Origin of the sequence: Pseudomonas agronomica (assembly GCF_025917275.1) — a bacterium.
Classification (GTDB): domain Bacteria; phylum Pseudomonadota; class Gammaproteobacteria; order Pseudomonadales; family Pseudomonadaceae; genus Aquipseudomonas; species Aquipseudomonas agronomica.
Window position 1 is genome coordinate 1 of the sequence record NZ_JAOSHO010000193.1, and the last position, 9,067, is coordinate 9,067.

The 9,067-nt window shown below is 62.4% G+C and carries 7 protein-coding genes; all 7 read right to left on the reverse strand.

Features of this window, described 5'->3' with window-relative positions:
• Positions 1-357: RDD family protein (locus OC610_RS15115; RefSeq protein ID WP_264428734.1), on the reverse strand; the 357-nt coding region annotated here is incomplete at its 3' end.
• Positions 358-449: 92 nt separating this feature from the next.
• Positions 450-662 carry a cold-shock protein gene (locus tag OC610_RS15120; RefSeq protein WP_003365337.1) on the reverse strand — a complete coding sequence of 71 codons (213 nt, stop codon included), beginning with the start codon at positions 660-662 and terminating at the stop codon, positions 450-452.
• Between the two features lie 393 nt (positions 663-1,055).
• Positions 1,056-2,180: a glycine cleavage system aminomethyltransferase GcvT gene (gene gcvT / locus OC610_RS15125; RefSeq protein ID WP_264428740.1), complete on the reverse strand. Its 1,125-nt coding sequence runs from the start codon at positions 2,178-2,180 to the stop codon at positions 1,056-1,058.
• 31 nt (positions 2,181-2,211) lie between these two features.
• On the reverse strand, positions 2,212-3,588 hold the full coding sequence (locus OC610_RS15130; protein ID WP_264428743.1) for an L-serine ammonia-lyase: 1,377 nt from the start codon (positions 3,586-3,588) through the stop codon (positions 2,212-2,214).
• 171 nt (positions 3,589-3,759) lie between these two features.
• Positions 3,760-6,609, reverse strand: coding sequence for an aminomethyl-transferring glycine dehydrogenase (gcvP, locus tag OC610_RS15135; protein ID WP_264428745.1), 2,850 nt, complete (start codon positions 6,607-6,609; stop codon positions 3,760-3,762).
• Positions 6,610-6,619: 10 nt separating this feature from the next.
• Complete coding sequence (gene gcvH / locus OC610_RS15140; protein WP_264428747.1) at positions 6,620-7,003, reverse strand: glycine cleavage system protein GcvH; 384 nt, start codon at positions 7,001-7,003, stop codon at positions 6,620-6,622.
• Between the two features lie 430 nt (positions 7,004-7,433).
• Positions 7,434-8,942 (reverse strand): sigma-54-dependent transcriptional regulator, encoded by a 1,509-nt coding sequence (locus OC610_RS15145; RefSeq protein WP_264428749.1) that lies wholly within the window; start codon positions 8,940-8,942, stop codon positions 7,434-7,436.
• Between the last annotated feature and the right edge of the window lie 125 nt (positions 8,943-9,067).

Here is a 9,067-nt window from a genome sequence, read left to right on the forward strand (position 1 = left end):
GAACCGCAACAACGCCTGCCACAGGCTGATGGCCGTGCCATCGGCGTTCTGCACGCGGATGCACCACACCTGCATGCCCAGGGTCTGGCCATTGTGGGTCCAGAACTTGGCGAAGAAACCGAACAGCACGAACAGCAGCACGGTGGACAGCAGTGGATCGCCGTCCAGCGCCCCGGCGTCGGTGAGGGCGCGCATCTTTTCTTCGCCGATGATTGCCATCTGGACCATCTTGTATACGCCACCGGTGACGATCAGCAGCGCGGTGCACAGCAGGAAGTCATAAAACATCGCAGCCAGGCGACGGCCCAGGCCGGCGGGGGGAAAGCCACCCTGGGGGGTGAGCACGTGTTTCGACATGACGGCCTCGAACGAAAAAGAAGCCATTTTACGGATTTACGCCCATAAAAAAGCCCCTGATATCAATCAGGGGCTTTTTAATTTGCGAAAGCTTAGCCTTCGGCTTGAACCTCGTCAGCCTGCATGCCTTTCTGGCCTTGCACGGCAACGAAAGTGACTTTCTGGCCTTCTTTCAGGCTCTTGAAGCCGTTGCCCTGGATGGCGCGGAAATGCACGAACAGATCCGGACCGCTTTCAGGGGTGATGAAACCAAAACCTTTTTCGTCGTTGAACCACTTGACGGTACCGCTCTGACGTTCAGCCATTTTCTTATTTCCTTGACGCTAAATTAATGACAGCCTCTTTCCAGGCGAAAGAGTACTGGGGCTGGGTTGCAGGAAAGTAAGATAACGTCGAACGGGTTGTAGCTAACTTTGTAGGCTACTGCCCAGGTCACGTTCCAAGCGACCCATGCAAACACAGTGACCAAACTCTACGCCAACTTCCAACGAAAAAACAACCCCCCCTGAAAAGCCCGGATTTGCTCAGCTTGCCGGTGTTTTAGATGTTCCGGCGGGAAGGCTTATTCAAAAGGCTAGTCCGATTGTTCCGTGGCGTTATAAGCCCGGTTGAATATCACTAGATGCACCTTTTTATGGCGGTTGCGTTACACATTAGTGCACGTATAACGCAACCGCGTTACTTATAGAAACAGTCAATCAACCGCGGTAGTAGCGCTGTGGAACGAATGGCATTTTGCTTACAAGCAAAGGCACTTTTTTCCCACGCACAATGGCCCAGACTGGCGTATCCAAAGCCACATAGGCACTGTTCAGATAGCCCATCGCCAACGGACCACCCAGCGTCGGCCCGAAACCGCCGCTGCAAACGGTGCCGATGATCTCGCCGGCTTCGTTGACAATCTCCGCACCTTCGCGCACCGGTGTGCGTTCTTGGGGCAGCAGGCCGACGCGTTTGCGGCTTACGCCGTTCTGTTGTTGGGCAAAGACGGTTTCCGCCCCCGGAAAGCCCCCGGCACGTGCGCCATCGGCCCGGCGGACCTTGGAGATCGCCCAGAGCAGGCTGGCTTCAATGGGCGTGGTCTCGGTGTTCATGTCGTGGCCGTAAAGGCACAGGCCGGCTTCCAGGCGCAGCGAGTCTCGGGCGCCAAGACCGATGGCGGCCACCTCTGGCTCGGCCAGCAGGGCGCGGGCGAGTTTCTCCGCATCGGCCGCCGGCACGGAAATTTCGAAACCGTCTTCACCGGTGTAGCCCGAACGGCTGACAAAACAGTCCACGCCCAGCAGCGTGACGCGCTGGAACTGCATGAAGGTCATTTTTGCCACGTCCGGCGCCAGGCGCGCGAGTACGGTGACGGCGGCAGGACCTTGCAGGGCGAGCAGGGCACGGGCTTCGAACAGCGGCTCGATGCTGCACTGGTCGCCGATTTTCCCTTGCAGGTGAGCCAGGTCCTGGTCCTTGCAGGCGGCGTTGACCACCAGGAACAGTTCATCGTTGCCCAGATTGGCGACCATCAGGTCGTCAAGGATGCCACCGTTGTCGTTCGTGAACATCGCGTAGCGCTGCATGCCCACGGGCAGGTCGATGATGTCCACCGGCACCAGGGTTTCCAGTGCCTTGGCGGCATCCGCGCCGGTCAGGCGGATCTGGCCCATGTGGGACACGTCGAACAAGCCAGCCTGATCACGGGTGTGCTGGTGTTCTTTCATCACGCCCAATGGGTATTGCACCGGCATGTCGTAGCCGGCAAACGGCACCATACGGGCGCCGAGTTCGAGGTGCAGTGCGTGCAGCGGGGTTTTCAACAGTTGTTCGGTGGACATATCAGCTCCTGGAAAATGAAAGTGGCACGCATCAGCATTCGATGATGTTGACCGCCAGACCGCCGCGGGCGGTCTCCTTGTATTTGCTTTTCATGTCGGCGCCGGTCTGGCGCATGGTGCGGATGACCTTGTCGAGGGAGACGAAGTGATGGCCGTCGCCACGCATGGCCATGCGCACCGCGTTGATGGCCTTCACCGAACCCATGGCGTTGCGTTCGATGCAGGGCACCTGGACGAGGCCGCCGATGGGGTCGCAGGTCAGGCCGAGGTTGTGTTCCATACCGATTTCGGCGGCGTTTTCTACTTGCTGCACGGTACCGCCCAACACTTCGCACAGTGCGCCGGCTGCCATGGAACAGGCCACGCCGACTTCCCCTTGGCAACCGACTTCAGCACCGGAGATGGAGGCGTTTTCCTTGTACAGGATGCCGATGGCGGCGGCGGTCAGCAGGAAGCGCACCACACCGTCTTCGTTGGCCCCGGGAATGAAACGCATGTAGTAATGCAATACGGCTGGGATGATGCCCGCCGCACCGTTGGTCGGTGCGGTGACGACCCGGCCACCGAAGGCGTTTTCTTCGTTGACGGCCAGGGCATACAGGTTGACCCAATCGAGCACCGACAGCGGATCGCGCAATGCCGCCTCGGGGTTCTTGCACAGCTGGCGATGCAACGCGGCGGCCCGTCGCTTGACCTTCAGCCCGCCCGGCAGGATCCCTTCGTTGCGACAGCCCGCCGTTACGCAATCCTGCATTACCTGCCAGATATTCAGCAGGCCGGCGCGCGTTTCGGCTTCGGGGCGCCAGGCACTTTCGTTGGTCAGCATTACCTGGCTGATGGACAGGCCATAAGTGCTGCAATGGGCCAGCAAGTCTTTTGCGCTCTTGAACGGGAAGGTCAGGGGCGTGGCATCTTCGACGATACGGTCGGCGCCAGCCGCGTCTTCATCGACGACAAAGCCGCCGCCCACCGAGTAGTACTCGCGGCTGCGCACTTGCAGGCCCGCCGCATCGAAGGCACGGAAGATCATGCCGTTGGGGTGGTAGGCCAACGGTTTGCGGATCATCGCCAGGTGCAATTTTTCGTTGAATTCGATGGTGTGTTCGCCGAGCAGGTTCAGGCGACCGCTGCTGCGAATCTCCTGGAGCCGGGCGGTCACTGTCTCGGTGTCCACGGTGTCGGGATGTTCGCCTTCCAGGCCCAGCAGCACGGCTTTATCGCTGCCGTGGCCCTTGCCCGTGGCACCGAGGGAACCGTACAGCTCGACTTTGACGCTGGCAGTGGTTTTGAGCAGCTCATCACGACGCAACCCTTCGACAAAACGGGCCGCGGCACGCATCGGGCCGACCGTGTGGGAGCTGGAAGGGCCGATGCCGATCTTGAACAGGTCGAACACGCTTAACGACATGGTGTTTCTCCGGTTTCTTTTTATGAGGATCGACGATTATGAAGTCGGGTACAGGTCCCTTGTGGGAGCGAGCTTGCTCCCACAGGGGGATGGGGTTTCCTTGAGGCAGTGATCTTCCACAAGGTTTGCGGTGTTGTTGAGAGGGCGAGCCTAGCCCGCCCCCCTTCATGGTCAAGCGTAGCTTTCGATCGACGGGCAGGCGCAGACCAGGTTGCGGTCGCCGAACACGTTGTCGACCCGGCCCACGGGCGGCCAGTACTTGCCTTCGATCAACGACGCCACCGGGTACACCGCCTGTTCGCGGCTGTAAGGATGAGTCCAGTCGCCGACGAGTTCCGCCGCGGTGTGCGGGGCGTTCTTCAGCGGGTTGTCGTCTTTGTCGAGGCTGCCGTTTTCCACTGCGCGGATTTCTTCGCGGATGCAGATCATCGCGTCGCAGAAGCGGTCCAGTTCTTCCTTGGATTCGCTTTCGGTCGGCTCGATCATCAACGTGCCAGCCACCGGGAACGACATGGTCGGGGCGTGGAAGCCGAAGTCGATCAGGCGCTTGGCGACGTCATCGACGCTGATGCCGCTGCTGTCCTTGAGCGGACGCAGGTCGAGGATGCATTCGTGGGCCACCAGGCCGTTGCTGCCGGAGTAGAGCACCGGATAGTGCTCTTCCAGGCGACGGGCGATGTAGTTGGCGTTGAGGATCGCCAGTTGCGAGGCGCGCTTGAGACCCGCGCCGCCCATCATGCGGATGTACATCCAGGTGATCGGCAGGATGCTCGCGCTGCCGAACGGCGCCGCGCACACTGCGCCTTCCTTGCGTTCCATGTTGGCGTGGCCTGGCAGGAATGGCGCCAGGTGTGACTTGACGCCAATCGGGCCAACGCCTGGGCCGCCACCGCCGTGAGGGATGCAGAAGGTCTTGTGCAGGTTCAGGTGCGAGACGTCGCCGCCGAACTTGCCTGGGGCGCAAAGACCGACCATGGCGTTCATGTTGGCGCCGTCGATGTACACCTGGCCGCCGTTGTCATGGATGATCCCGCAGATTTCGCGGATGCCTTCCTCGAACACGCCGTGGGTGGACGGGTAGGTGATCATCAGCGCGGCGAGGTGCTCGCGGTGCTCGATGGCCTTGGCCCGCAGGTCTTCGATGTCGACGTTGCCACGGGCATCGCAGGCGGTCACGACCACGCGCATGCCGGCCATGTTGGCAGTGGCCGGATTGGTGCCGTGGGCGGAGGACGGGATCAGGCAGATGTCGCGACGGTCTTCGCCGCGGCTCTGGTGATAGGCGCGGATCGCCAGCAGGCCGGCGTACTCACCCTGGGAACCGGCGTTGGGTTGCAGCGACACCGCGTCATAGCCGGTGGCGGCGCAGAGCATGGCTTCCAGCTCGTCGGTCAATTGCTGGTAGCCGGCGCTTTGCTCGGCCGGGGCGAACGGGTGCAGGGCGCCGAATTCGGCCCAGGTCACCGGGATCATTTCGCTGGCGGCGTTGAGCTTCATGGTGCAGGAACCCAGCGGGATCATGGTGCGATCCAGGGCCAGGTCCTTGTCGGCGAGCTTGCGCAGGTAGCGCATCAGCTCGGTTTCGGAGTGGTAGCGGTTGAACACCGGGTGGCTGAGGATCGCCGATTGGCGTACCAGCTCGGCCGGGATGCGGCTTTGCACGCTGGTGGCCAGTGCCGCGAAGTCCGGCAGGGCCTTGCCGTCGGCCAACAGGCCCCAGAGGGTTTCGATATCCGCTTGGCTGGTGGTCTCGTCCAGGGACAGGCCAACACGCTCAGCGTCCACCACGCGCAGGTTGATGCCCTGGGCACGGGCCTTGTCGTGCAGGGCGGCGGTTTGCGCGCCGGTGTGCAGGGTCAGGGTGTCGAAGAAACTCTCCTGCTCGACGCTCAGGCCCAGCGCGCCCAGGCCCTTGGCGAGGATCGCGGTCAGGTGATGGATGCGGTTGGCAATTTGCACCAGGCCCTTGGGACCATGGTAGACGGCGTACATGCTGGCGATGTTGGCGAGCAGTACCTGGGCGGTGCAGATGTTGCTGGTGGCTTTCTCGCGGCGGATGTGTTGCTCGCGGGTCTGCATCGCCAGGCGCAGGGCCGGCTTGCCGAAACGGTCCACGGAAACACCGACCAGACGGCCCGGCATGTCGCGCTTGAACGCATCCTTGGTGGAGAAATAGGCCGCGTGCGGGCCGCCGAAACCCAGCGGCACGCCGAAGCGCTGGGCGCTGCCGATGGCGACGTCGGCACCGAACTCGCCAGGAGGCGTCAGCAGGGTCAGGGCCAGCAGGTCAGCGGCGACGGCCACCAAGGCGTTGGCGGCGTGGAAGCGTTCGGTCAGTTCGCGGTAGTCGAACAGGTCACCGTTGCTGGCCGGGTATTGCAGCAGCGCGCCGAAGAATGCGCTGACGTCGCTCAGTTCGCGCTCGTCGCCCACGACCACGTCGATGCCCAGGGGCTCGGCACGGGTGCGCAGCACGTCGAGGGTCTGCGGGTGGCTGTGCACAGAGGCGAAGAACGCATTGCTGCCCTTGTTCTTGCTCAGGCGCTTGCAGAAGGTCATGGCTTCGGCGGCGGCGGTGGCTTCGTCCAGCAGGGAGGCGTTGGCGATCGGCAGGCCGGTGAGGTCGCTGATCAGGGTCTGGAAGTTCAGCAGCGCTTCGAGACGGCCCTGGGAAATTTCCGGCTGGTACGGGGTGTAGGCGGTGTACCAGGCCGGGTTTTCCAGCAGGTTGCGCAGGATCGGCGCCGGCGTGTGGCAGTTGTAGTAGCCCTGGCCGATGTACGTCTTGAACAGCTGGTTCTTGCCGGCGATGACCTTGATCGAGGCCAGTGCATCGGCTTCGCTCTGGCCGTCGCCCATGTCCAGTACGCTGGTGCCCTTGATGCTTTCCGGGATGACGCTGGCGCTCAGGGCTTCCAGGGAGTCGTAGCCCAGGCGTTCGAGCATGGCTTGCTCGTCGCCTGCACGCGGGCCGATGTGGCGGGCGATGAATTCGTTGGCGGTGCCGAGATTAACGGTCATGGTGCGCTCCTCAGGCTTCGGCGTTGGCTTTGATCAGGCGGTCATAAGCGTCTTGATCCAACAGCTTAGCCACTGCGTCGGCATCGGTCGGTTTAAAACGGAAGAACCAGCCTTCGCCCATCGGATCCTCGTTGACCAGCTCCGGGCTGCCGTCGAGTTTGTCGTTCACTTCGAGCACTTCACCATCCAAGGGCATGTACACGCCGCTGGCGGCCTTGACCGATTCCACGGTGGAGGCTTCGGCGCCTTTGGCGTAGGCCTGCAACTCAGGCAGTTGCACAAAAACCACGTCGCCCAACGCGTTCTGCGCAAATGCGGTAATGCCTACGGTGACGGTGCCGTCGGTTTCGGCGCGCAGCCATTCGTGATCTTCAGTAAAACGCAACTCGCTCATGGAAACTCCTGGGGCCAGATTTCGTCTGGTGGACGCGAAGAAGGCGCGGGGCTTGGCCCGGCCGAATGGCTATACCCTTAGCAAGAACGTGGCCAATGTTAGTAAACCTTTATATATCAATGGATTGACCCGCTTTTTGCGAGGCTCGGCATTTCAGGCTGTAGCGAAATCGCTACGGCTTGAAGGCTGGAAAAAATCGTTGTGGGATCAAAGCCTTGCACAGTGCAGGTTAGCGCCGAGTGTAGCGATATCGTTCCGCTGTAGCGCTTTCAGTACAGTGGAGGTCGTTTTTGATGCTACTTTCGAACGCAACACAAGAACCCCTGTGGGAGCGAGCTTGCTCGCGATAGCGGCGTATCAGTCACCCTATCGCTGACTGGCCTACCGTCATCGCGAGCAAGCTCGCTCCCACAGGGACCTGCAGGCGGGTTTATGGCTTTCCGGAAATGCCGTACTTGCGCAGCCGATGGGCAATCGCCGTGTGGGAGGTCTGCAGGCGGCTGGCGAGCTGGCGGGTGGAGGGGTAGTTGGCGTAGAGGCTTTCGAGCAGGTGTTTCTCAAAGGTTTCCACGGCCTGCTCCAGGCTCTCGATCTCCACATCGCCCTGGCGCGCCACGCTGGTGCCGGCGATGTCCAGGTCGCCGATGTCCACCAGGCTGCTTTCGCAGATGGCGGCGGCGCGGAAGATCACGTTCTGCAATTGCCGCACGTTGCCCGGCCAGCGGTTGCCGAGCAACGCCGGGTATGTGCCGGGCGCCAGCCGACAGACCGGGCGCTGGATCTGCGCGCAGGCCTGCTGCATGAAATAACGCGCCAGCAGCAGGATGTCCTGGCCGCGTTCACGCAGCGGTGGGACTTCGACGTTGAGCACGTTCAGGCGATAGAACAAGTCTTCGCGGAACGAGCCTTCGCTGACCATCTTCTCCAGGTTGCGGTGGGTGGCGCTGAGAATCCGCACGTTGACCTTGATCTCTCGGTCGCCACCGACCCGGCGGAAGCTGCCATCGTTCAAGAAGCGCAGCAGCTTGGCTTGTAAGTACGGTGACATCTCGCCGATCTCGTCGAGGAACACCGTGCCCTGGTTCGCCAGTTCCATCAGCCCCGGCTTGCCGCCGCGTTGCGCTCCGGTGAAGGCGCCGGGGGCGTAGCCGAACAGTTCGCTTTCGGCCAGGTTTTCCGGCAGCGCGGCGCAGTTCAGGGCCAGGAATGGTGCGCCGTGGCGGGCGCTGATGGCGTGGCAAGCCCGGGCCACCAGTTCCTTGCCGGTGCCGGTTTCGCCCTGGATCAGCAGCGGTGCGTCCAGCGCCGCGACCCGTTGCGCCCGCGCCTTGAGGGTGCGGATCGCCGGGGACTCGCCCAGCAATGCGTCAAAGCCTTCGGCGTGATCGTGATGCAGCGCCGACAGGCGTTCACCGATGCGGTTCGGCTGGTAGAGCGTCAGCAGCGCGCCGGCATCGGTGATGGGAGTGGCGTCCAACAACAAGGTCTGGCCGTTGAGGGTGATTTCCCGCAGTGGCAAGCGAAAGCCGTTTTCCAGCAAGGCGTCCAGCAGCGCGGCGTCGCCGAACAGCTCGGCCACGCTTTGCCCGGCCGGTTCGCGCCCGCATAGGGCGATCAGCGCCGGGTTGGCCAGCAGCACCTTGCCGGCGCTGTCGAGGGCCAGCACCGGGTCGGTCATCGCCGCAAGCAAGGCATCGAGCTGCAAGTGCCGCCGCTGGCCCGGCAGGATGTCTACCACGGTGACCGACTCTACGCCGCGCACACTGAACAGTGCCTCGCGCAACTCGTCGAGCACCTGCGGGCTGAGGGTCGGGGCGTCGATGTAGACGTTGGGCGGCACCATCTCCACCGCATCCAGATTGAGATTGCGCCCACCGAGCAAGGCCAGGACTTCCTGGGTGATGCCGACGCGGTCGATGAAGCTGACGTGGATACGCATGGGGCGGCTTTGGGTTCTGGAGTGCGGAGGGTGGCAAGTATGCCTTGGGGCGGGCTATTGGTGAAATCCTGGCGCAGCCTTGAAGCTGTAAAGAGATCCCCTGTGGGAGCGAGCTTGCTCGCGAT